This is a genomic window from Pseudoalteromonas sp. G4 (genome assembly GCF_028875915.1).
GTDB lineage: Bacteria > Pseudomonadota > Gammaproteobacteria > Enterobacterales > Alteromonadaceae > Pseudoalteromonas.
Map to the genome: position 1 here is coordinate 1 of NZ_JAPEHW010000169.1, position 771 is coordinate 771.

At 35.3% G+C, this 771-nt stretch carries 1 protein-coding gene; it reads left to right on the plus strand.

The genetic code is table 11. The features are described from left to right. Positions 1–115: 115 nt before the first annotated feature. Entirely contained in the window at positions 116–700 is a 585-nt protein-coding gene (locus ON073_RS20440; RefSeq protein ID WP_274763704.1) for a TetR/AcrR family transcriptional regulator, read from the plus strand. Positions 701–771: the final 71 nt, after the last annotated feature.

Consider the following 771-nt stretch of genomic DNA (forward strand, 5'->3'; position numbering starts at 1 on the left):
TTTTTTCAATACACCAAGTATAGACTGTGTAAAAAAAAGACAAAAAAGAAGTTCTTGTCATTTACTTTAAGTACGACCGTGCTATTATCTCAAAAAATAGAACGAGCGTACTTTTATGGGTAAAGGCCAAGAAACCAAACAGCAAATTCTTGCAACGGCATTAAAAATCGCAACACAGTCAAGTTTAGATAACCTTACTATTGGCGGTCTTGCGGTTGCTACTGGCATGTCAAAATCAGGTTTATTTTCACACTTTAAATCTAAAGAGACATTGCAACTAAACGTGCTTGAATTTGCGAACGATCTATTTCAAAGCATTGTTATAAAACCAATAGATCGCGAATTAGATCCTTTAAACCAACTACTTTCATTATGTAAAAACTGGTTAGGTTGGTACGAAGAGCAAGCAAAAACCTGCATTTTCATTTCAGCTGCTGTTGAGTTTGATGATCAGCCTGGCGCAATTCACGACCAAGTAAAACAAGACCTTGCTAACTGGTTAAGCTATTTAACTCACAAAGTGGAATTGGTCATTAAAAGTGGTCAATTCAAAGCAGATGTAAACGCAGAGCAATTTGTATTTGAACTATACGCCCTTTATTTAGGCAGCCAAAGTATGTCGTGGCTAGGTGTTGAAGATGAATATCACAGCCGCTTTAACCACGCATTTAATCAACTTATTGAACGTCATCGAGCTTAAACTATTATGAGCAGTAAAATTTATTTTTCTTCTTCGGCAAATAAAAAACCTTTTGCCTATTATTTAATTAA